We start from the raw sequence: 3,043 nt of genomic DNA, 5'->3' as shown, positions 1-3,043 counted from the left end.
GAAATCCACCAGATCATCGACACGGTGCAAACCGGCGCGGCCAATGCCGTGCGCGCCATCGAAAGCGGTCAGCAACGCAGCGAAGCCGGGGTCACCCAGGTCACCGAAGCCGGCGCCACCCTGCAGCTGATCACCGGCGCCGTGGAGGCCATTCGCGATATGAACCGGCAGATCGCCACCGCCGCCGAGGAGCAGACCTCTGTGGCCGAAGACATCTCGCGCAACCTCACCGAAATCACCGCCATCGCCAGTTCCAACCAGGAGAACGTCGAGCGCACCCAGGCCGCCAGCCTGAACCTGCAAGGCCTCTCCAGCGAACTCGGCAAGGTCACCCAGCGCCTCGGTTCCTAAGCTCCGCCCAGCCTGCCAATCGCCGATCGACAGGCAGGCTGTTTAGCTCGCGCACAGGCTTATAAAACGCGGCAAAAGGCCAGCAACCACCCGTAAACAGCCCGGATAACTGACCACTGAGTCAGCTCGCAACACCCACTCACAAAGCCCAAATGCGAATCTTTGACAGGCCACCGAGGCTGGGACTATGGTGCCTGTCTTGCCTATTCCCAGGCCCCATTTGCCCTGCCAAGGAACCGGAATATGTTACTGCGCCGCATGCTGATCATGCTGGGCGTTGTGCTCCTCGTGGTACTCGCCCTCGCCGCCGTCAAAGGCTTTTCTTTCTACCAACAAATCCAGATGTTCTCGGCTCCGCAGCCGGCCATCCGCGTGTCCGCGGCCACAGCCGTCGAACAGCCCTGGCAGGGTCGCCTGCCGGCCATCGGCACGCTTAAAGCCATCCAGGGCGTCGACCTGACCGTGGAAGTCGGCGGCACGGTGCAGCAGGTGCTGTTTCGCTCCGGCGAACAGGTCAGCCTCAGCCAGCCGCTGATCCAGATGGACAGCGATGTCGAGCAGGCCGGCCTGGGCACTGCACAGGCCGAACTGGGCCTGGCGCGGGTCGAGTTCGAGCGTGGGCGCAGCCTGGTCAACCGCCAGAGCATCTCGAAAAGCGAGTTCGACCGACTCGAAGCCGGCCTGCAGAAAGCCAACGCCAGCGTCGCCCAGTTGCAAGCGCAGCTGGCCAAGAAACGCATCCTCGCGCCCTTCGCCGGCACCATAGGGATTCGTCAGGTGGACGTCGGCGACTACCTGTCGTCCGGCACCACCATCGCCACCCTGCAGGACCTGTCCAAGCTGCATGTCGATTTCTTCCTGCCGGAGCAGGCCGTGCCCAAGCTGGCCCTAGGCGAGCGCGTGCGCCTGAGCGTCGCCGCCTACCCGGACGAGCAGTTCGAGGGCGAGATCAGCGCGATCAATCCCAAGGTCGAAGACAGCACCCGTAACGTGCAGGTGCGCGCCATGCTGGACAACCCGGACAACAAGCTGCTGCCCGGCATGTTCGCCAACCTGCAGGTGTTGCTACCGGAAACCCCACTGCAGGTGCTGGTACCGGAAACCGCCATCACCTACACCCTCTACGGCAACTCGGTGTACCTGATAGTGGAGAAAAAAGACGAAGAGGGTCAGCCAGTCAAAGACGCCAAGGGCCAGGCCGAGCTGCTGGTCGAACGGCGTTCTGTCGAAACCGGCGAACGCCGCGACGGCCAGGTGGTGATCCTCAAGGGCCTCAAGGCCGGTGAGCAGGTGGTCAGCGCCGGCCAACTGAAACTGGATAACGGCGCCCATATCACGATTGCCGCCGAGCCGGCCATTGCAGAAAACAGCCAGACCAGCGTCGAGCAATAACCGACGCCGGTGTAAAGGAACCTATCTATGGCTTTTACCGATCCCTTTATCCGTCGCCCGGTGCTGGCCACTGTGGTCAGCCTGCTGATCATCCTGCTCGGCTTGCAGGCGTTCAGCAAACTGACCATCCGCCAGTACCCGCAGATGGAAAACGCCCTGATCACCGTGACCACGGCTTATCCCGGCGCCAACGCCGAGACCATTCAGGGCTATATCACCCAGCCGCTGCAACAGAGCCTGGCCAGCGCCGAAGGCATCGACTACATGACCTCGGTAAGCCGACAGAACCTGTCGATCGTCTCGATCTACGCGCGCATCGGCGCCGACAGCGACCGCTTGTTCACCGAGCTGCTGGCCAAGGCCAACGAGGTGAAGAACCAGTTGCCCCAAGACGCCCAGGACCCGGTGCTGAGCAAGGAAGCGGCCGACTCCTCGGCGCTGATGTATATCAGCTTCTACAGCGATGAACTGAGCAACCCGCAGATCACCGACTACCTGTCGCGGGTGATCCAGCCCAAGCTGGCCACCCTGCCCGGCATGGCCGAGGCCGAGATTCTCGGCAACCAGGTGTTCGCCATGCGCCTGTGGCTCGACCCGGTGAAGATGGCCGCCTATGGCGTGACCGCCGCCGACGTCAACGACGCCGTGCGCGACTACAACTTCCTCGCCGCCGCCGGCGAGATGAAGGGCGAGTATGTGGTCACCAGCATCAACGCCGAGACCGACCTGAAATCCCCCGAGGCCTTCGCCGCCATCCCGCTGAAGACGGTCGGCGATAGCCGCGTGCTGATCCGCGACGTGGCACGGGTGGAGATGGGCGCCGAGAACTACGACTCGCTGAGTTCCTTCGACGGCATCCCGTCCGTGTATATCGCCATCAAGGGCACCCCCAGCGCCAACCCACTGGAGGTGATCAAGGAGGTGCGCGGCCTGCTGCCGGAGCTGGAGGCGCAGCTGCCGCCGAACCTCAAGGTGTCCATCGCCTACGACGCCACCCGCTTTATCCAGGCCTCCATCGACGAAGTGGTGAAGACCCTGGCCGAGGCGGTGCTGATCGTCATAGTGGTGGTGTTCCTGTTCCTCGGCGCGCTGCGCTCGGTGCTGATCCCGGTGATCACCATCCCGCTGTCGATGATCGGCGTGCTGTTCTTTATGCAGCTGATGGGTTACTCGATCAATCTGCTGACCCTGCTGGCCATGGTGCTGGCCATCGGCCTGGTGGTGGATGATGCGATAGTGGTGGTGGAAAACATCCACCGCCATATAGAGGAAGGCAAGACGCCGTTCGACGCGGCCCTCG

Annotated in this window: 3 protein-coding genes; all 3 read left to right on the top strand. The window is 63.1% G+C overall.

Annotation, left to right across the window (positions count from 1 at the left end; genetic code table 11):
- On the top strand, positions 1-351 hold a 351-nt coding region (locus Q8Q83_RS17990), incomplete at its 5' end, for a methyl-accepting chemotaxis protein (protein WP_305625498.1).
- Between the two features lie 243 nt (positions 352-594).
- The gene (locus Q8Q83_RS17985) at positions 595-1,743 is read left to right on the top strand and encodes an efflux RND transporter periplasmic adaptor subunit (RefSeq protein WP_305625497.1); all 1,149 of its coding nucleotides are present in this window, start codon (positions 595-597) and stop codon (positions 1,741-1,743) included.
- 27 nt (positions 1,744-1,770) lie between these two features.
- The coding region (locus Q8Q83_RS17980; RefSeq protein WP_305625496.1) for an efflux RND transporter permease subunit at positions 1,771-3,043 on the top strand (1,273 nt) is incomplete at its 3' end.

Source organism: Pseudomonas sp. (assembly GCF_030696055.1).
Lineage (GTDB): Bacteria > Pseudomonadota > Gammaproteobacteria > Pseudomonadales > Pseudomonadaceae > Aquipseudomonas.
The sequence above is the reverse complement of the archived record's forward strand: the minus strand, read 5'-3'. Positions and strand labels throughout refer to the sequence as shown.

What these genes read in the sequence shown, in the direction of transcription:
- Q8Q83_RS17985 (WP_305625497.1), top strand. Translation starts at nt 595, where the DNA reads ATGTTACTGCGCCGCATGCTGATCATGCTGGGCGTTGTGCTCCTCGTG.